This window comes from Candidatus Neomarinimicrobiota bacterium, assembly GCA_030743815.1.
Taxonomy (GTDB): Bacteria; Fidelibacterota; Marinisomatia; order Marinisomatales; family S15-B10; genus UBA2146.
On sequence record JASLRT010000107.1, the window covers coordinates 1 to 21,021 of the forward strand.

The following is a 21,021-nucleotide window of genomic DNA, read 5'->3' on the forward strand; positions in this document are numbered from 1 at the left end:
TCATTCGGCAAAAGTGATAACAGAACAATGATCCACTGCGAACTTAAGATTTGTGTGGGTTGCCGCATGTGCGAAGTTGCGTGTAGTGCGTTTCACTTCGATGGTGTCACCCGGGCCATGTCCCGAATTCGTGTTGCAAAGCTGGAAAATGTGGGTGTGGAGATGGCCATCGCCTGCCTCAGCTGCCTGGAAAAACCGTGCCTCGAGTGCCCCACATTGGCACTCACGGTAGGAGACAATGGAGAGATAATTCTGGATGAAGATTTATGTACGTCCTGTGAAATCTGTGTGGAAGAATGTCCAGTGGGTGCCATTGGATTTTACGATGACCTACCCCTTTTATGTGATCTGTGTGATGGTGCTACTTCCTGCGTGACCGCCTGCCCCAGCGACGCTCTCTCGTACATCGAAGATCATCGGGACAGTAGTCTGGCATCCTTCCTCCAAGCTGATGGAAATCCCAATCAGAAACGTGCGAATTACGTTTCCGTGCAGGGTGAACCAATCCGCGAAGGGTGGAAGAACGGTTTGAGGGTTGATTCATGAGTATCTGTAATGCGACCAGTCTGCGGGTAGATCTGACTCATGGAAAGATTGAGAAAAGTCAAACACCAGATAATGGGATTGGAGGGCGAACTTGGAACAGCGTCACGCTGATGAATGAATTAAAGCCCGGAGTAGATCCGCTTGGACCGGAAAACATTCTATGTATTGGTGTAGGGCCACTTACCGGAAGCGAGTTGATCGGAACCTGTCGATTCATCGCCAGTGCCAAGAGTCCGCTCACGGGGATTCTAGGCGATTCGGGAGCCAGAGGATTTTTCGCTCCGGAACTGCGGTGGGCTGGCTATCAACAGATTGTTTTTACAGGGGCTTCGGATGGGTGGGTTTATCTGTTTATCGATGATGACAAAGTGGAAATTCGTGACGCTTCTCACTTGGTGGGTCTTGATATCACACAGACAACAGTCCAGCTTCAAGATGAACTTCACGATCCTGATCTTCAGGTTGCCACTATCGGTCCCGCTGGAGAGAACCTGGTCCGATACTCGATTATTTCCTGCAATCTTGCTCGGGCCGCCGGTCGGACGGGAATGGGGGCGGTTATGGGGTCGAAGAAACTCAAAGCTATTGTTGTTCGGGGCAGTAAGCCCGTAATACCCGTTGATCCAAAACGGTTTAAGAATACATGTGAACAGTTCAAACAGAGGATTGAAGAGAACGATGAGTTTGAAGCCCGGCATAAGTTTGGAACAACAAAAATCATGGACTCGCTGGCGAATATGGGCGTGTTGCCCGCTTATCACTACCGAACAGCTCTTTTTGATGATCTCAAGAAAGTTAATGGTACGGCTCTACGCCGAGATCATGTGGTAAAAGCGAAGTCGTGCTATAACTGCAACGTCTATTGCTCTCGCTACTCTTATACAAAGTACAATGAAGGAGAAGGTCCAGAGTACGAAGCCCAGGCAGGATTCTCCGTTAAATGCGGAAATCCCGATCTGGAACTGGCTGTAGGCGTCTCCAATACGGTCAACAGGCTTGGACTCGACTGCATCAGCATGGGAGAAGTCATTGCCTGGCTTATGGAATGCAGACATGAAGAATTGATATCAGATGCGGATATTGATGGTATTGATCTATCTTGGGGTTCAAAAGAGGCACTGCTTCGACTTCCTGAAATGGTTGCTCACAGGAAGGGAATAGGTGACCTGTTGGCGGAAGGGACAAAGCGTGCAGCAAAGCAATTTGGTGAAGAAGCGCAAAAACTGACGGTCGAAGTGAAGGGATTAGAACTATTTGCAGCTGATCCCCGGGGGATTAAGGGATATGCCCTCATGAATGCTGTTAATTCCCGGGGAGGAGACCACTACCGCGGCGAACCGTCCATTGAGCTGACTGGAGATGAAGAACTGGCCATGAAGCGTATCGGCAATCGGGATGCAGCCCATAGATTGAAAGAAGAAGGAAAAGGATTGCTGGTCAACTATGCCGAACATATGGGAATTCTTTCTGACAGCATGACTATCTGCAAGAATATCTCCTGCTGTATGGTGGACGTCATCGGTTTTGACTTTGCTGCGGAGGCTTATTCTGGGCTACTTGGTCACGATATAACGGCACAACAGCTTTGGGAAACCTGTTCTCATGTCAGCCAAGTTGAAAGAGAATTCAACATTCGTGAAGGTCTCCGCCCAGAGGACGATACTCTTCCTGTTCGATTCTTGGGTCAACCTATCCCAGACGGTCCAGCTAAGGGGACGGTAATAGATATTGACAGAATGGTTCAAGATTATTACAAAGAAAAAGGGTGGAAAGAATAATTGTAGAGGGAAATCGTGTCTTATATTGAAACTGTCAACCCTGAGGAAGCTGATGGTATTGTAAAGAAGGAGTATGAGAAAGGGGTACGTAGGTCTGGGAGAGTATTTAATATATTAAAGATCATGAGCCAGAGCCCACAGGCTCTTCAGGCCTCCATGCGCATGTATCTTGCCGTAATGTATGGCGAGTCGCAACTGTCCCGGGCACAGAGAGAAATGCTTGCCACGGTTGTGTCCCAGACAAACGATTGTTTCTACTGAACCGAATCCCACGGGGATGACTTCCGTGACGAAGTCAACGATGAAGCACTGGCAGAACATCTGAAGCACGACTGGCGGACTGTTGAATTGTCCGCTGAGGAGAAAGCTCTGTGTGAATGGGCCGTCAAACTTACACTGACGCCAGCTGAGATGTCTGAAGAAGACGTACAGATATTAGAGAAGGCAGGATTTTCTCAGGAAGCCATCAGCGATGCGGCTCAGGTAGTGGGCTACTTTAACTACATCAACAGAATCGCTGACGGCCTCGGCGTCGATCTCGAGCCGGAAATGCAAAAAGAGATGAATTCCTCTGGAGGCGCGAACGAGTGACCGCGGCGAGTGCCGTGTACCGCGGCTGGCAGTTCCCCTCTTGATTACCTTTGCGCCCTCCGATATTTCACCGAGATTCTGGGCACGTTTGAAAATTTCATGACGCTGGAAGAATTGGAGGAGAGGGGAACACATCTGAAAATAGCTACAGGTAAGATCTGATGAGAGTAGCGCTCTTTGGCGGAACGGGATTTGTCGGCAGCTATATGGTTGGGGAACTGCTGGATGATGGCCATGAGCCTGTCCTCCTTGTCAGGGAGGGGAGTGAGCAAAAGGTCCACCGGGAGAACGAGTGCCGCATCGTCATCGGCGACATCTCTGATGCTGGATCTATTCAAGAGACGCTGTCCGGATCGGAGGCCGTCATCTATCTCATCGGTATCGTCCGAGAGTTTAGGCGCAAGGGGATAAGTTATGAAGCACTCCACTTTGAAGGGGCGAAGCGGAGCATGCAGGCAGCCCAAGAATTAGGCGTGAGGCGGTTCATCCTCATGAGCGCCAACGGCGTTAAGCCGGACGGCACCGGATACCAATCTACCAAGTACATGGCGGACGAATTCCTGAGAGCCTCCACACTCGATTGGACCATATTCCGGCCGTCGGTGATCTTTGGTGAGCCTCGGGGGAGAATGGAACTCTGTTCGGCTCTGCGAGATCAACTCATCCGCCTCCCACTTCCGGCGCCGCTGTTCTTCAACGGCCTCATTCCGCGAGACGCGGGGAAGTTCGAACTGTCTCCCATCTACATTGGCGATGTGGCGGAGATATTTGTCAAGACGCTGGGAATGGAGGAGACTTACGGGAAGATCTACGAGCTGGGCGGGCCGGAGCAGTTTGACTGGAGAACTGTCCTGAAAACCGTGGCCGGAGCCGTCGGAAAGAATAAGTGGACTCTACCGGCGCCTGCGCTTGGAATCAAGTTGGCGGCGGCGCTCTTCGAACGTTTCGCCTTTTTCCCCATCACGCGAGACCAACTGACCATGCTGATGGAAGGGAATACATGTAATTCAGATGATCTCTTCAAGTCTCTCAACATTGAGCCAAAAAGGTTCGGGCTTGAAGCATTGAGTTATCTTAGGCCGTCTAACGATTAGCATTTAGCTGCATACTACGAAGCGTAGCTCGCGGCCCGCATTGAATAAGATCTTGGTGGGAAATGCATTCTTACGTTCGAATGCGGGGGGATTCGAAACCCTGAAATAGCTTCTCATTCTTGAAGTTGTTCCTCAAGTAGTTCTAAGGCTCCACGGCATACATAGACTGGGCGTGGGCGACACCGGCAGATTCATCGATATCGCTCGGCTCATCAGAATTCTTCATGACTGGTTCTGACTAGGGAAGCTGGTCTAAGAAAGGATTCACGACATGATGGAGACTATCCGAAGTGGTTGAAGAAAAATACTAAAGAAACATTGTCCCCAATCTAAATATTGTTGTATATTCAACGATATGGATTACGGAGATTATCTGAAAGGCCGGCACCTGGGGGAGCTCATGTCTCAGGCTATGCACGCTATGGGAAGGCGTCTCAAAGCCAATGCTGAAGCGAGGGAGATAAATATGTCCTTAGATCAGTGGATGGTCATGATTCATTTATGGAAGAAAGATGGTATTCCCCAAAATCAGCTGTGCCATGACACAATGAAAAGTAAAGGGAGCATCACCAGATTGATTGATACTCTTGAGAAGAAAAACTTTGTAGTGCGTGTTACCAGTGAAGTTGATTCTCGCGTGAAACTTGTCTATTTAACTCATGAAGGAAAGAGATTCTCTAATGATATGATAGAGGTGATGCTTGCAACCAGAGATGAAGCCGTTGATGGGATTAATGATACGGATATCAGTACTACAAAAAGGGTGTTGCGCAATATTTGTAATAACTTGAATAAACAGAAATAAATGGTTGCATATCCAACAATTTAGACAGTTGCTTATAACTTTGAAAAACAGACTTGGGAACGTGAATTGAATGGGGGTACTCCAATGTACAGAATATCAGTGCGAGGACTGGTTGTAACGCTCATGCTAGCAACTCCTTTCGTTTTGTTACGCGCCATGTTCACCAGCAGGGTGCTCAGTCCGGATGAAAATGTCAGTCCCAAAACATCCATCTATGAATATTCCGCGAACCTTATTGATGGCAAAGAGATATCGCTGGAACAGTTCAAAGGGAAAAAGATGCTCTTTGTGAACGTCGCCTCGAAGTGTGGCTATACCCCTCAATATAAAGGGTTGCAAAAATTGCACGAAGAACTTGGAGACAAGGTGGCCATTCTAGGATTTCCGGCCAACAATTTTTTCAGGCAGGAACCGGGGACGAATGAAGAGATCTTCGAATTTTGCTCGCTGAAGTATAGTGTTACGTTTACCATGTTCGCAAAGATTTCAGTGAAGGGAAAAGATAAACACCCCATCTATCAGTGGCTGACACATCCGAAGCTTAACGGCTGGAATGACCAGGATCCCACCTGGAATTTTTGTAAGTATCTGGTAGATGAAGAAGGGAAGCTTGTGAAGTTCTATAAATCAGGTGTTAAGCCTCTCTCGGAAGAGATGAGATCGGATATCCTTAAATAATTAAGCCGCACTCTGCAGCGGAGTCATAATGGTTACCTGCGCGGTATGTACGTAAGATGATCGATCCTCTGAGAATGATTTGGATCGGGTTGAATATGGGCGCGATCTTTATTCTTTGTGCCCCTTTCGATCTGTTGCTGAATATTCTGTTTCGTCGCCGCCGCCCCTGGTTTCTAATATGGTTCTGGTCACGGTGGGTTTTCCTTATGGGGGGGATTCGCTTCAAAGTGAAAGGTAAAGAGAACCTTGTTCCGGGGGAGAAATATGTTTTTATGAGCAATCACACCCATGAAGTGGATATAGCACTTCTCTATCTGGCCTTGAAGCGGGACATTGTTTTTGTGTCTAAAGGAGAGTTCAAAAAAGTTCCGTTTGTCGGCTGGTATGCGACTTTAAGAGGCCACATCTTCATCGACCGCTCCAACCCCGCAGGTGCGCAGTACACTATCATGCGGGCGGCGGAAAAACTGAGACGCCAGCTCAGGTCCGTGGTTATCTTTCCTGAGGGCACCTATTTCAAAGATGGGCGTATAAGACCTTTCATGCCCGGTGGAGCCGTGCTTGCCATGCAGACAGGCATGAAAGTGGCTCCTGTTGCCATCCATTCAAAGGCCAATATTGACAGCTTACTCATTAAGGGAACCTGGAAGAATCCTCTAAGGGTTATCATTGGGGAGCCATTCTCTGTTGCGGGAAAGAGTTTTGAAGACAGGTACGATGTGACTGAAAAGGTTCGCAACACCGTACTTGCTCTAATTGATAATGTTTCCTCTTCAGATCATTCTGGCGGTATATCCTCCAATGGAGACAAGGTGAAGGCGTGAAAACTTTAAAGCTCCACATTGTGTTAACTATTCTTTCTCTCTACTCCTTTGCATGGGCTCAATCTTCGCGCATAAACGGCTTTATCACCGATGAAGAGACAGGAGAAGTTCTCATGGGTGCGAATGTTTTTTTCCTGGAAACCGGTGAAGGGATGGCTACAGACATGAACGGTTACTACGTCCTTGATGGCATCCCTCCCGGTGGATATACTTTTCTTGTCAGTTATCTCGGCTATGAAGAATATCGTGAAAAATTCACCTTTAAAGATGGTGAAGTTTTGAACCGTAATATTGCTCTGATACCAATAGTTATCGAGACTGAAGGAGTAGTTGTGGAAGGGGAGAAAATTCAGCGTAAAGTCAATATCCAGCCGGGCAAAGTGAGCCTGAATCCTCGCCAGATAAAGGCCTACCCTGCCTTGGCGGAGCCGGACATTTTCAGAGCTATCCAAGCCCTTCCTGGTGTCCTTACCTCCTCGGAATTCAGCACAGGTCTTATAATAAGAGGTGGTAATACTGATCAGAATCTCATTCTTTTGGATGGCATTACTGTTTATAACCCATCGCACTTAGGCGGAGTTTTTTCCAACTTTATTGTGGACGCTGTAAAAGAGGCAGAGCTCATCAAAGGGGGATACAACGCTGAATACGGTGGCAGGCTTTCAGCTGTACTTAACGTTATCAGTAGAGAAGGGAACCGAAAAAAATTCGATGCAAGTGCTAACGTATCCTTGCTTTCAACTCAGACCACCATGGAGGGACCATTCTACAACGGAGCATGGCTTTTAGCCATGCGCCGAACCTACATAGATAAAGCGCTTGAGTTAGCCAATGATCTCAACTTAACTACCACAAAGGTGCCTTATTACTTTTATGATATCCAGGGCCACGTCTTTTCGGATCTTTCAACAAGGGACAGAATCAGCCTCAGTTTTTATGGTGGACTTGACGATTTTTATTTTGATGATCTCGGTTTCAACGCCCAATGGGGTAACCAAACATTCAGTCTTGCCTACCGGAAACTGTTTAGCGATCTCCTCATCGGGAACTTTCTTGTGGCCTCAAGCCAGTTCAAAACACTGTTTGGATTGGGTGGTGAATCGGGGCTTGTCAATGACAATGTTATTGATGACCAGACAATGTCGGCTAATTTTACTTATTTTCATAGCAAAGATAATACCTTGAAGTTCGGCTTCCAGGCTAAAAGGCTTGGTTTTGATTACGTCAGTTCATTTGGGGACACCACTCTTTTTAGAATTAATAGGTCTCCTTATGAGATGGGACTTTACCTGAAAACAAAAATGCCCTTTGGAGAAAAAGTTATCTTTGAACCAGGGATCAGATTGAACACATACACCGATCAGACTGACATTCTTTTTCCTGATTTCAGGCTCGGAGTCAAGTATCTGGTAACAGACGACCGTTATATCAACTTTGCTGTTGGTAATTATCACCAATTCATTCAGACTGTTCAGGATGATTATAATCCTACAATCCTCGACTTTTGGGTTGCCATTGACTCAAGCGTTGGTGCTGGTGCTTCTCAGCAAATAGTGCTTGGTTACGAGGAATACATTGGTGGCAGTTATAAGATTCAAGTGGAAGGATATTATAAAAATCTACAAAACATGCTGACATTTGTTGAAACTAGGGCTTCTACCGATGAACAGCTTGCGAATGAACAGGTGTCTGATAATTTTGCACCCTCTGATGGGAGTGCGTACGGTCTGGAAGTTTTTACTCAGAAAATGATGGGTAGATTGACTGGATGGCTTGCCTATACATATTCCATCTCTAGAAAAACTCTTGATAACAGAGCTTATTTTACCAATTGGGATCGGCGGCATGCCTTTAATGTCATTGGCAACTATAATATCAATGAAAAATGGGATCTTAACTGGAAATGGACCTACCAAAGCGGTCAGGCTTTTACTCCAATTCTGGGGTATTTTCTTGAGGATCTAGACTACGGAGTTTCTGGTGCGGGCACCATTAATTTTAAGACGATTCCTGGCACGAGGAATTCTGGCCGGTATCCACCCTTCCATCGGCTAGATTTTTCCATGGTTCGTCATATTCAAACGAATAAATTTGAAAAGTTGGATTTTTACTTTCAGATAATTAACGCTTACGACAGACAAAACATTTTTCGTTACGCTTACACTTCTGGTAGTGCTTTCAACGGTTTGGATGATGACGGCGACTGGGATGTGGAAAGTCATGATACGAACAAGAATGGCAAACCCGATCCCGGTGAACCCAATGTGGATGAACCTGATGAGGGTAAAGTGATACGGAATGATATTTCTGTTTTCCCTCTAATTCTAACTATAGGTCTTTCCATTGATTTCTGATATGAAAAAAGGGCTGTTTATTTTTTCGTTCTTGCTTTTATTCAGCTGTATAGAAGATGATCCGGCCGTTTACGATGAAAAACTGGTAGTGTTTTCTAGTTTAACAGCCGGGTTTCCCATGGGTGTGTTAGGAGACACGTGTACTGTTTCTCTTTCAGCGGATATTGCGGAAGAGAAAGATCCTCAGGCTCTTTTTGTGAGTGACGCACTTGTTACTATACAAGCTGTGGGAGAGGGTGAGCGGGACACGCTCTTTCCTGTCCTCGGTTCTCCTGGTCGGTACCTGCCAAGATCTTCGGTTATTTTTGAACCGGGTAAAACCTACAGACTGGAAACCAGCTGGCAAGACTATACGGTATATGGTGAAACTACGGTACCTGAGAAGATTGAATTTTTTAGCCCATCTGGTGAGACGTACATCTGTGGTGGTGAAGAGAGGGTGGTGGATGTTATCAATACGGACAATTTTGACATAACTTGGTTACAGCAGGTGGAGAGTTTTGAAGAAGTATTACAAAAAATTGACTTTACAAAAATCTCTACAGTGATCTACAAAAATGAGAGATGTTATGTGGGCAGTTTTGTATCTTTTCCTCTCTTCTTTCTGAATTTCAACTCTGAGGATTACAATACAATTCAGATATCCTCATTTGCGTTAGAGGCTGAGAAACGGGGCTTGGAGCCTTTCAGTGAAAACAGCAGTAGCGACTATTTTGATTACAACAGAAACGGAATCCGTGATTCCACTTTTGTGAATCTGATCTATGACACTACACAGCTTTATCAGCTTTGGAAAGAGGACTACTTACGCCTTGAGAATGGTGATCCATACCGAATCAATCCATTCCAGTGGCAAGTAGTGGAATCCCCGATCCCTATGAGTTGGTTGTTTTTCAATTATTATGGACTACACCTTATTACTCTCTCTGCCACTGATGAAGCTTATTATAACTACTACAGCGGCGACCCAGTAGCTCAGAATCAGTTTCTTCTCCCCCAAGGCAATATTGTGGACGGATACGGCCTCTTTTTTTCCAGAGCCTCCAGAGGGTTCCTGGTCAATATTGCACGTGATTCAACCTCTAGGTTTTAAATTCCACCTACATGAAAACAATTTTTTCTGAGAAGGTGGACCATCTCATCCTATAGAACCTCTTTTGGTTCAGGCCCCACAGGCCTAGCAGTCACCTTTTCCGTCTGGATTGTTACTGTGGGGGTCAGTTCTTATCTCTACCCTCCATTGTGATCCCTTCGTGCAGAATCAGTATTAGTTTCCCGATTCGAATGTGGAAGGTGGTTATGGTCTGTTCTATTCCTCTTCAGTGAAGTTCTTCTATGTGAACATCGTCCCCGGCGATTAATCAGAAAAGCCGCGTAAAGAGCTTACTGTCTTTCTGGCATCCCAAACTGCTTCCGGAAGAGTGAACTTTCATGCTAACTTCCTGTTGAACCTCTCATTCACTCAACTGACCGGTTATCATGTACAGGAGAATCTTTGGCACAGGCCCCACCGGAATTGGCGCAACTGTTGCCATCTGGTTTCTCGCTTTGAAGATTGAGCGGTGGATCGGTATTCCTTCTATCAGTATGGGGGAGACCTTTCGTCTGCTCCTCCTGATTCTTTTTGTAGCCGATGCGACGTTTATGACTGTCTGGAGCTTCATAGCGCTTCCCATTCCCGTGCGCGGCGATAAACTGGTTACCACTGGTCCTTTCCGGTGGGTGCGCCACCCGTTTTATGCAGCCATCATCTGGAGCGGGACGGGGGCGGTGGCCATCTGGCACTATTCGTGGACCGCCATCTTCTCAGTAATCCTCATCAATCTGTTCTGGACGTGGCATATTCAGCAAGAGGAGAGGTTTATGGTGGAGAAGTTTGGCGATGAATACCGGCGTTACACTGAAGAGACGGGGCAGTTCTTTCCGCTGCTCAGGAAGAGTGGTGATCCTTCATGAGCTCGGTTGAGTTAGAGAGAGAAGTGAGTGAGGGAAGCTGTCAGGTAAGCCGGTGAATACAGTCTAATGCGCAAGAGGCCGTTGCTAAAATGATGACCGCACCTAAGAAACTCGGCTGGATTATGCTGTTCGGTATCGCCTTCGGACTTATCGAAGCGGCCGTGGTGGTCTATCTGCGGGCGAGCTACTATCCCGAAGGTTTTGATATGACCGTCGGCAGACTGCCGACGGCTATTCTGTGGACAGAAATCATCCGTGAAGCGGCCACAATCGTTGTGCTCATCTCTGTGGGCGTTCTTGCGGGCACGACCTGGCTGGCAAGGACGGGCTCAGTCTTTGTGGCGTTTGGTGTGTGGGATATCTTCTACTATGTCTGGCTCAGGGTGTTTATCGGCTGGCCGGAGACGCTGCTTACGTGGGATGTTCTGTTTCTGATTCCCAAAATGTGGACCGGGCCGGTGCTGGCGCCGGTGCTGGTGAGCTTAGCTCTGGTTGGGTGCGGAGGGTGGATTGTATTGAAGCGGGAGGCCGGTTTGCCGCTCAGAATAGCGGCGCTGGATTGGACGGTGGAAATAGCTGCGGGTGCACTTATCATCGCCGCCTTTCTCTCCAATGACGGCGTTTCCATGCCGGAGACGTTTCCGTGGTGGCTGTTTCTGACGGGACTGGCGGGAGGCGTCTTCTATTTTGTCTGGCGGGTTGAGGGCGGCAAGCCAATTCACAAATAGGTTAATGCCATATCGGCTGCGCCACTTCATCGTTCCGCTGGACAGGAGTATCTTCAGGAAAGTGCTCTATCTGGCGCTGCCTGTCATAGTGGGAAATCTCAGTCGCGTCCTCATGAACGTTGTGGATGTGGCTATGGTAGGCAGGCTCGGCGTCAACGCTCTGGCGGCGGTGGGAATGGGCGGCGTCCTCATCTGGACTGTCTTCAGTGTGGGCATCGCTTTCCGGACGAGCGTGCAGACAATAACGGCTCGCCGCTACGGTGAAAGGAGATGGGCGGACTGCGGCCAAGCCTTAAATAACGGCCTTATCTTTGCGGTAGGCATTGGGGCGGTTGTATCGGTTGTGGGATATCTGGCGGCGGAGACGGTCATTGAATTCCTCATCAAGGATCCGGCCGTTATTCCGCTGGCTGTCATCTATACGCAGTGGTCGTTTGTTGGGGCGGCCTGTATCACGGTGGGGTATGCGTTTCAGGGATTCTTTAACGGCGTGGAGCAGACGAAAGTGCACATGGAAGTGACTATCGCATCGAACCTGCTCAATGTCTATCTGAATGCCGGACTGATCTTCGGCAGTGAGAATCTTGCCTCCATGCTTGCACGCACGCCACTGGGTGACCTGTCCGCTTTTGCGCTCCTCTGGACGCCATTCGACTTTCCCGCTCTGGGGGTGGAAGGGGCCGCCATTGCGACGCTTCTGGCTTCCGTCTGGATGATAGTCCACTATGCAGTTCGGGGGATGATGGGCCAGTTCAAGGCGAAGTACCGTACCTTTTGCGGCGGTGTAAAGAGAGAGACGCTGGAGAAGATCGTTGACATCGCCACACCTCAGGGACTGCAGGAAGTGGGGGTGACGATTGTCTATATCCTCTTCTTCAAGATCATTGCAATGATCGGAACATTGGAGGTGGCAGCGACGGAAGTTGTTTTCACTATCATGACAGCGTCCTTTATGCCCGGGATCGGTTTCGGCGTCGCCTGCGCCACGCTGGTGGGGAAGCATCTGGGGGAGAAGGATCCGCAGCGGGCCGCCGTCAGTATGGTGGAGTCTGTGCGGTGGTCGGTGATCTTCATGGGGAGCATGGGCATCCTGTTCATGACCTTTCCCGCCACCATTCTGCCTTTTTTCACCAATGATCGCCAAGTGATTGAGATGGGCGTGGTGGCGCTTCGTCTTTTGGGCGTGATTCAGTTCTTCGACGCCGTGGGGATGACCCTCTGGTTCGCCCTTACAGGAGCCGGAAACACCAAGTTCCCTGCGGTCATGGACATGGCTCTCGCCTGGGGCGTCTTCCTGCCTCTTTCGTACCTCTCAGCGGTGAAGCTGCAGTTGGGTATTATGGGACCGTGGATCAGTTTCGGCATCTACATCATGCTTTACGCTTCGGTGATAGCGTGGAAGGTGCTGAAGGGGGACTGGAAAGAGATCATAGTGTAAGCTGGCTGACACTACACATCATGTTACAACTGAAAACCTTGAAAAGTAAATTTTACACGCTTACATTTAAACGTTAAAGCAGTGGAGATAAGCTTTATAATATAAGATTAGTCGTCTAGACGAGGCAGCCGGCGGAGGCGCAGTTTAGATTCGCCGGTGAGGGTGCGGAGATTCCTCTGAAAGGAGTCCCCATGGTGTATAGATTGGGGTAAGCTGGAGACGGCTGCACATATTTCTGACTGTTGCATTCGTGTTGATTTCCCCGTCACGGGGGCAGACTACATATCTCAGTGAAGACTTCGAGGATGGCGATATTTCCGGCTGGACGGAAGGTCAGAGCGGCGACTGGACAGTCTCAACTTCAACGCCCATAACAGGAAGCTACTCCCTCAAACATAACCTCTCCAGTACCGCCGCCGAGAGTTACGTCAGTCACGCCCTTACCAGTCTGAACCTAGCCTCCGGTACCACCACTTGGAAGTTCAACCTGAAGAACGGAAGCTGGGATCCTTCTGGTAGCAACCGCTTCTGGGCGTACCTGATTGCTAACGAGACGAACATCGGCGGCAGTACGGTGGACGGCTATGCCGTTGGCGTCAATCTCACAGGCACCGACGATATTCTCACCTTGTGGAAAGTGACGGACGGTGCTGCTGACGGCGCTGTGGTCACCTCCAGCCTCGATTGGGGCAGCAGCGATCTGATCGGGATTGAAGTAACCCGAAACTCGTCTGGTACATGGGAACTCAAGTTCGATTCCGATGGTGGTTTTGATAATCAGACATCCGCCGGAACTGGAAGCAACACCGACTACACCACAACGAGCTATTTCGGACTGTTCTATGATTTCACCAGCAGCAGAGCGGGGAAGTTGAGGATGGATGACATAACAGTCTCTCAGACCGCCGCCAGCAACAATACATCTGTTCAGTTTACATCGTCGTCAGCCTCGGTGGCTGAAAGTGTGGGGACATACGATATTACTGTATCCATCACCAATGAGGATGCTTCTAACGCCACCACTGTGGAGCTGGCCCTGACGGGCGGCACAGCGAGTAACGGATCGGATATCACTACTTACTCAACTCAGACGCTCACCTTCCCAGCCAACAGTTCAACCAATCAAACCACGACGGTCACCATCAGTGACGACTCCAGTCTGGAAGGAGATGGGACCCTCATTTTCCAGCTTCAAAATGTGAGTGGCGGCAATTCGGCAGAGATTGGACCGACGAGCCAGTTTACGCTCACAATTCAGGATAACGAGTTGATCATCAACGAAGTCCATGCCGACCCGGATGCGACGAATGGAGATGCTAACGGGGACGGCACAGTCAGTACCGCTGACGATGAATTCGTTGAGCTGGTGAACAACAGCGGTGCTGGTATTGACATGAGCGATTGGACAGTTTCGGACGGTGTAGGCGTTAAACACACTTTTGCATCCGGTACTACCCTGAAGACCGGGCAGGGGATGGTAGTGTTCGGCGGCGGTACGCCGACGGGGACCTTTGGTGGCAGCCTCACCACCACCGCTTCCAGCGGGAGCTTGAGCCTCAACAACAGCGGCGATGATGTCGTCGTGAAGAACGGCAGCGGGACTGTGATGTCTTCCTATACATACGGCAGCGAAGGAGGGGACAACCAGTCCATAACGCGGGACCCGGATCTGACAGGATCGTTTGTTAAACACAGCACAGCCAACGGCGCAAACAGCGCTCTCTTTTCCGTGGGGACTAAAATCAGCGGCAGCGCATTTGTCGGCATAGTGACAGTGACCGAATCTGACGGCAGCACGCAAGTGACTGAGGGAGGTTCCACAGACAGCTACACTATTGTCCTCGATGCACCACCTTCTTCTGATGCGACCATTTCAGTCTCTCCCGATGCACAGACTTCGGTCAGTCCCGCGTTCCTCACTTTTACATCATCAAACTACAGCACAGCCCAGACTGTCACTGTAACGGCGGTGGATGATGGCACCGTTGAAGGGAATCACTCCAGTACCATCAGTCACACGGCATCGAGTGATGACACGAACTACAACGGACTGTCCATGAGCGCGATCACCGCTACGGTGGTGGACAACGACGCCGCCGGTGTGACAGTCACCGAATCCGGCAGCGGTACGGCTGTGACAGAAGGGGGCTCTACGGACAGCTACACAGTTGTCCTAAATTCTGCGCCGAGTTCAGACGTGACCGTTGCCGTATCCGTCTCTGGTGGCGAGATCACGGCCAGCTCCTCCTCCCTGACATTTACCAGTGCTAACTACAACACCGCTCAGACAGTCACAGTAACAGCAGTTGATGACAGTGATTACGAGGGGAGTCATTCAGCTACGATTACGCACTCTGCCTCCAGCAGCGACAGTAACTATGACGGGATTACAGTCGGCAGTGTAACGGTGACTGTCACCGACAACGACCTGCCAGAGATCATCATCAACGAGATTCATTACAATCCGAACGATGATGGGAATTATCCTGATACTGACTACGAATTCCTTGAATTATATAACAATGAGAACAGCTCTGCGGATATAAGCGATTACACATTCACGGCCGGTATTACGCATACGTTTGCATCAGGGAGCACGATTGCGGCCGGCGGATATCTTATTCTTGCCAAGAATTCCGCCAGCTACTCAGGGAGCACCCAGTGGACGACCGGTACACTCACCAATACGGGGGAGAAGATAGAACTGTCCAGCGCCGCCCCTGAGGGTACAGTCATTGATTCGCTTACTTACGGTTCAAGCTCGCCGTGGGCCACGGCGGCGAACGGCGACGGCTCCAGCTTGGAGCTGATTAATGCGAATCTCGATAATTCTTTCTCTGCAAGCTGGAAAGCGTCCTCATCCTCCAACGGAACTCCCGGTGCGCAGAACAGTGTTTATGAATCGGACACTAAACCGCTCATCTATAACATATCCCGATCGCCAACCGTGCCTGCGGCAACTGAGGATGCTGCCGTCACTGTCACGGTAACTGACGACGGCTCTCTTACGGCGGTGATGCTCGGTTACAGTCAGAACGGCGGCACTCAGCAGGAAATAGCCATGACCGCCAGCGGCAGTTCCTATGCGGCAACATTGCCCACGAGCGGATTTGCCGACGGGGATCGCATCAGTTATACCGTCACAGCCACCGATAACAGTTCGCAGAGTTCCGTCAGCGACACCTTCGGTTTTTTTGTCGGTACTACAACAGTGGCATCTTTGCGGCAAGGTGACAGCAACGGCGAACCACTCTACAAGGATTACTATGCTCGAGTTGAAGGTGTAGCTACCGTGGCCAGTGGCGTCTTCTCAACTTATCTGAATGTGTATCTCCAGGATGCGGGCGGCGCTATTAATGTGGTGGACTACAGTTCTACCTCCACTGCCGTCACTCAAGGTAACAGTTATACAGCCGTGGGCAATGTCACACATTCGAACGGCAATCTCTGGCTGGTACCCGATAACGCTTCGGCTGATATAACTGACAACGGCGTCGGCACCCCCCCCTCCCCGCAGGTAAAGAGTATCAGTGGGCTTCTGGCAGATGCCGAGGCAAGTGAAGGCTTGCTGGTGACAATCGAAAATGTGAGCAAGGGCGAGGGGAGTGATGACTGGCCCGCCTCGGGCAATAATGGATCACTCACCATCACTGACGACGGCGGGACAAGTAAGCTGACGCTGTTCATAGACAGCGATACCGATGCTGATGAACTGACAGGGCCGGCCTATCCGGTTGACTTGACCGGCATCTTTTACCAGTATGACACCTCTTCACCCTATGATGGAAGGTATCAGATCAGCCCCCGCGCCTCGAATGATATTTCAAGGACGCAGCCGACCACAGCTGTAACTTTCGCTACCACGACTCTGTCGGTTCAAGAAAATGACGGCAGTTTCGAGGTGACTACAAGTATATCAAATCCAAGTTCCGTTAGTGCTACTTCCGTTAAGATAATTCTGAAAAGTGGTGAAGCTTCTCTCATCAGCAGTGACACCAGCAAGACGATCACTTTTGCGGCCGGTAGTTCTGAATCTCAGAGTGTGCAGTATACGGTGGTTGATGATGTCGTTTACACGAGCAGCAGAACGCTTCAGTTTGTCTTGAGAAGTGTCAGCGGTGAGTACGGTGCGTCCATCGCAGCCGACAGTATTGTCACCGTTTCCTTTCTTGATGATGAACCTCCGCCCGGTACCGTTTTGCAGTTCGCGGCTCTCGCTGCAGATGTGGATGAGGGTGCCGGGAGCACTACCATTGCTGTTTCAATCACCGAGCCCAGCGCCACTGAGGCCACCACCGTGGAGGCGATTCTGTCAGGCGGGACGGGCAGCGCCGCTGACGTGGGAGACTACAGCACGCAGTCACTCACCTTTTCTGCCGGATCATCTGAGAGTCAGTCGCTTTCGCTCACTGTTACGGACGATGAAAACTTTGAAGGAGATGAGACAGTAATCTTCACGCTTAGAAATGCTGCGGGTGGGAACAGCGCCTCAGTGGGAAATGACAGCACGTTTACACTTACTATCAGGGAAAACGATCAGCAGACGGTTGTCTACTTCGCAACGACGGAAACGACCGTTGTGGAAGGGATAGATTCCACTGCCGTGCTGACATTGGGGATCCTGAATCCCGGCACCGCCGCCACGACAGTAGATATAAAACTGAAGAGCGGTGACGCCTCTGATATGAACAGCTATATTGTCCAGGCCGTCACTTTTCCCGCAGGCAGCCTTGACAGTCTGAACATTGCTATACCGATAACTGACGACAGCGAGGTGGAGCCGGGGGAAATTGTGGTACTGGCACTTCGTAATCCGTCCGGGGGCAATGCAGCCGCGGTGGGACAGGACAGCTGCTTGACAGTGACAATTCTTGATAACGATATTTACAATATTGTCATCAACGAAATTCACTACAACCCGAGCTCAGCACAGGGGAGTGATGATGATTTCGAGTTTCTCGAGCTCTATAACGCTGGCATTCAGACGGCCTATCCTGAAATGTATTTTTTCCATGCGGGGGTGCAGTATGTTTTCACATCATCGGATTCCATTCTCCCGGGTGGTTACATGGTGCTGGCCTACAATGGGGCGTCGTACGCGGGTAGCAGAGAGTGGACGTCGGACGGATTGAAAAATGACGGCGAGAATATTGTTATTATGAATGAAGGGGGAATAGTTATCGATTCAGTCAGCTACGGACGCAGTAGTCCATGGCCCGCGGCGGCGAACGGTACGGGCCCCTCCCTCGAGCTGAGAAACCCGTTTCTCGACAACAGTCTCCCTTCAAACTGGCTCTCCAGCAGCATTGATAGCGGGACCCCCGGCGCGTGTAACTCACAGACGTCATTCCCGCCCACTCCTTTCAGTATGAAGTCACCATCACACCTGGCGTTACTCGAAATTACAGATGAAACCATAAATGACAGCCTGCTGTTTGACTGGACCGTCTCTGTTGATCCCGATAGCGACGCTGTCACCTATGACCTGGCGTTGGAAGGGGAGAACTTCCTGCTCTCTTTCCCAGCCGTCACGGACACTTTCCAGCAGGTGGCCCACTTAGATATCTATAGTGCCATGGATCAGAGCCGTCTGGCGCACTGGAGAGATACGTCGGAGATATCACTTGAGTGGACTGTGATTGCCAGCGACCGGGAAGACAGTACACTGGCTGAAAACGGACCCTTCGAGCTACTGGTGAGAGAGAATGTTCTGGCGGCGTATGAAGCGCTTCCGCTGCCGGAATCTTTCGCACTCTATCAGAACTATCCCAACCCGTTCAACCCTTCCACCACAATCAGCTATGACCTGCCACAACAAGCTCAGGTCACCCTTGATATTTTTGATATAATGGGTAAACAGACAAAGACTCTGGTCAACCAGCCACAGGATGCTGGATTCAGAACAGCTGTCTGGGACGGTACTGATGAGTTGGAGAGGACTGTGAGTGCCGGTGTCTACCTGTACCGGATACGGGCTGGGGAGTTCAGCCAGACACGGAAGATGCTGTTATTGAAATGAAAAAGTCCCTCGCCATACTGCTCCTACTTCTAAGCTTCATATCAACACAAGAGTTCGGGAAGTTCAGGCACGGTTTAATTGAACCAGTAAGATATTTTGGCTACTAGTGCTTTGTCCTTGGTGCGGAAATCATCCGGATAAGAATTATTAGTATAAACAATAAACAGATCGGATACCGGCGCAAAACGCCACTGGAAGCGCAAATTCACATTAACGTTGTCAGCCTGATCATTGTATTGAACAAAAGTGGTGAGAAATAATTTATTAGTGAAGGTTAGATCCAGTCGCGGCCCAATCAATAGAAAGGCCATACTTTCAAAAGGTTCGGGCAGATCAATCTTGTCATAAGTCGTAGATATGGATAGGTTTACATAAGGCTGCACCCGATAATTAATTGTACCGTTAAGAGAAAACTTGTTGCCGTTATAGTAACCTCCGTACCGGATATTGGAAGTAAAGTTGAGTGTTTTTCGGGCATCAGATTCGTAGTTCAATGAAAATTCATTCCAGTTGTATGCACTGCCGGCTGCAAGTGTATCACCGCCTGTATTAGTTGGGTCAAACGGGGCGAGTAATTTTACAAAACCGCGTTCTAGTTCTGCTGACAACTTGCTCCGGTCCAGCCAGTTGATTATGTATTGTAGTTCAAGTTCTCGATCCATTGTTTTGAGGTCCTCATCCAATACATTATCAAATCTAAATGTTGGTCCATGATTAAGTATTTTCCCTTCATTGGGGTAAAATTTGTATTCTAAATGTGGTCCAAAACGGTGGAACCCAGCCCGCTTTACAAAACCTACATCAGCTTGGAAATCTGCGCCGACAAAAGAATAGCCCATATGGGAAGATATTGTGCCGTTATTATATTTGATTGAAGTAGCTGCTGCGAACGCTTTATCACCGGCATTCTTGTATATTGCTTGGTGAAAAAAAGTTTTCCCTGTCCAAAGGTTGTCCGCACTGGCCAGGTTAAAATCAATACCGCCAACCCGGTTATACGAATTTTCGCTGCCATTTGCATTCTCTTGCAGGTCAGATTCCTTATTTACTAGGAATATGCTTAAACTGGAACGTGTAAGTATCTTTCGCTGCAGTGTTGCTACAGTAAAGTTGCTGGCCGGGGCTTCCTCATTCGCATCGGTTTGCATACTCATGATCCCCAATCGGTAATTTGATCCCAGTTTACCGCTTAGGCGAGCACCGCCTTTAACCGGAGTAGCCAGCCCAATCCGCCGGGAGAAAAAAGGACGAACATTCTTACTACCTAGGCTAGCGAAAAGGTCACTGTTCTCCAGAAAAAACTGCCGTTTTTCGGGAAAGAACAATTCAAAACGATCCAGATTTGTCCTCTGTTGGTCTACCTCTACCTGTGAAAAATCCGGATTAATGGTTAGGTCCAGATTTAAAGAAGTGGATAATGTTACCTTTGCATCAAGACCACTATCCACATCGCTATCCGCTGGGGTGCCTACATCAATATCTTCTGATCCTTGACCGGAAAGAAAAGGAATTATTGAAAATCTGGTTCCCAGCTTCGGAGGTGGTTTATCCCATTGTAGTGTACCAGTGAAGGCCAGGGTAGAGGATTTGAATTGCCGTGGTACAGGTGCCCAGGAAGACTTTTCATTTTGGAGTAATGAAAAACGACTGAAATTAATGCCCCATTCATCAACTCCATCCTGGTAGCGAATACTGCGAAATGGAATTGCAAATTCTGCCACCCAGTGATCATCATGTTCTTTTATGGCTGAAAACCATTTGCAGTCCCAGTCCAGCGAAACATCACCTCCATCTGCCTGTATGCCATCCCATTGCGCTCCCGCGGCAGAGACCCCAAATGCAAAGCCGTTGGTCTGATCATTGTAGGTGTCTAAGAAAATGATGAAGTTATCATTTTTTGGAAAACTAAAATCTCGGCGCAACGATTCTACAGGACGTTTACCAAGTACCTTATCATAACAGATAATCGCTGCAAAAAGGTGATCATCATTGTAGGCCAGTTTTACTTCTGTCCTCGCAGTAGCCAGGCCAGTATCAATAGGTGTTATTCTAAAAAAGTCTTTGGCTGTAGCAGCATTTTTCCAAACTGTTTCAGTAAGTTCACCATTAATAACGATTTCTTCATCTGTTGCGGCAATATCAATCCGGAAAGTAGCGCGGTTAACAGGTTCCGACTGGGCTTGCAGCAAAGAAAATCCTATTAATATATA

The 21,021-nt window shown here is 49.0% G+C and carries 15 protein-coding genes; 14 read left to right on the forward strand and 1 reads right to left on the reverse strand.

The window, feature by feature from the left end:
* From QF669_08995 to QF669_09060, 14 genes are all read left to right on the forward strand, one after another.
* Positions 1 to 546: 4Fe-4S dicluster domain-containing protein (locus tag QF669_08995; protein MDP6457565.1), on the forward strand; the 546-nt coding region annotated here is incomplete at its 5' end.
* Complete coding sequence (locus tag QF669_09000; GenBank protein ID MDP6457566.1) at positions 543 to 2,324, forward strand: aldehyde ferredoxin oxidoreductase family protein; 1,782 nt, start codon at positions 543 to 545, stop codon at positions 2,322 to 2,324. The genes QF669_08995 and QF669_09000, both read left to right, overlap by 4 nt.
* A 177-nt stretch (positions 2,325 to 2,501) precedes the next feature.
* Complete coding sequence (locus QF669_09005; protein MDP6457567.1) at positions 2,502 to 2,585, forward strand: carboxymuconolactone decarboxylase family protein; 84 nt, start codon at positions 2,502 to 2,504, stop codon at positions 2,583 to 2,585.
* A gap of 87 nt (positions 2,586 to 2,672) precedes the next feature.
* Positions 2,673 to 2,915, forward strand: a complete 243-nt coding sequence (locus QF669_09010; protein MDP6457568.1) for a hypothetical protein — start codon at positions 2,673 to 2,675, stop codon at positions 2,913 to 2,915.
* 161 nt (positions 2,916 to 3,076) lie between these two features.
* Positions 3,077 to 4,009 carry an NAD(P)H-binding protein gene (locus QF669_09015; GenBank protein ID MDP6457569.1) on the forward strand — a complete coding sequence of 311 codons (933 nt, stop codon included), beginning with the start codon at positions 3,077 to 3,079 and terminating at the stop codon, positions 4,007 to 4,009.
* 400 nt (positions 4,010 to 4,409) lie between these two features.
* Positions 4,410 to 4,814 (forward strand): MarR family winged helix-turn-helix transcriptional regulator, encoded by a 405-nt coding sequence (locus QF669_09020; protein MDP6457570.1) that lies wholly within the window; start codon positions 4,410 to 4,412, stop codon positions 4,812 to 4,814.
* Positions 4,815 to 4,898: 84 nt separating this feature from the next.
* Positions 4,899 to 5,492 carry a glutathione peroxidase gene (locus tag QF669_09025; protein ID MDP6457571.1) on the forward strand — a complete coding sequence of 198 codons (594 nt, stop codon included), beginning with the start codon at positions 4,899 to 4,901 and terminating at the stop codon, positions 5,490 to 5,492.
* 56 nt (positions 5,493 to 5,548) lie between these two features.
* Positions 5,549 to 6,316: a lysophospholipid acyltransferase family protein gene (locus tag QF669_09030; protein MDP6457572.1), complete on the forward strand. Its 768-nt coding sequence runs from the start codon at positions 5,549 to 5,551 to the stop codon at positions 6,314 to 6,316.
* The gene (locus tag QF669_09035) at positions 6,313 to 8,670 is read left to right on the forward strand and encodes a TonB-dependent receptor (GenBank protein MDP6457573.1); all 2,358 of its coding nucleotides are present in this window, start codon (positions 6,313 to 6,315) and stop codon (positions 8,668 to 8,670) included. Before QF669_09030 ends, QF669_09035 begins: the two co-directional genes overlap by 4 nt.
* A 1-nt stretch (position 8,671) precedes the next feature.
* Entirely contained in the window at positions 8,672 to 9,763 is a 1,092-nt protein-coding gene (locus tag QF669_09040) for a hypothetical protein (protein ID MDP6457574.1), read from the forward strand.
* Between the two features lie 386 nt (positions 9,764 to 10,149).
* Positions 10,150 to 10,626 carry an isoprenylcysteine carboxylmethyltransferase family protein gene (locus QF669_09045; protein MDP6457575.1) on the forward strand — a complete coding sequence of 159 codons (477 nt, stop codon included), beginning with the start codon at positions 10,150 to 10,152 and terminating at the stop codon, positions 10,624 to 10,626.
* Positions 10,627 to 10,715: 89 nt separating this feature from the next.
* Entirely contained in the window at positions 10,716 to 11,354 is a 639-nt protein-coding gene (locus tag QF669_09050; GenBank protein MDP6457576.1) for a hypothetical protein, read from the forward strand.
* Between the two features lie 4 nt (positions 11,355 to 11,358).
* Complete coding sequence (locus tag QF669_09055) at positions 11,359 to 12,792, forward strand: MATE family efflux transporter (GenBank protein ID MDP6457577.1); 1,434 nt, start codon at positions 11,359 to 11,361, stop codon at positions 12,790 to 12,792.
* A 253-nt stretch (positions 12,793 to 13,045) separates the two neighbouring features.
* Positions 13,046 to 18,811 (forward strand): lamin tail domain-containing protein, encoded by a 5,766-nt coding sequence (locus QF669_09060; GenBank protein MDP6457578.1) that lies wholly within the window; start codon positions 13,046 to 13,048, stop codon positions 18,809 to 18,811.
* A gap of 74 nt (positions 18,812 to 18,885) precedes the next feature.
* Here the strand turns inward: QF669_09060 and QF669_09065 are convergent.
* A partial coding sequence (locus QF669_09065; protein ID MDP6457579.1) for a DUF5916 domain-containing protein occupies positions 18,886 to 21,021 on the reverse strand: 2,136 nt, incomplete at its 5' end.